We start from the raw sequence: 204 nt of genomic DNA, 5'->3' as shown, positions 1-204 counted from the left end.
ACACGAGCGGCGAACGGGTGAGTAACACGTGGGTGATCTGCCCTGCACTTCGGGATAAGCCTGGGAAACTGGGTCTAATACCGGATATGACCTCAGGTTGCATGACTTGGGGTGGAAAGATTTATCGGTGCAGGATGGGCCCGCGGCCTATCAGCTTGTTGGTGGGGTAATGGCCTACCAAGGCGACGACGGGTAGCCGACCTG

At 57.8% G+C, this 204-nt stretch carries 1 rRNA gene; it reads left to right on the top strand.

Going from position 1 to position 204, the window contains the following annotated elements:
* Positions 1–204 (top strand): 16S ribosomal RNA (locus ACYP01_RS21235); the annotation flags it as partial.

The sequence above is a fragment of the Rhodococcus sp. no. 34 genome, assembly GCF_054589475.1.
This window is presented reverse-complemented; position numbering and strand designations above follow the sequence as displayed.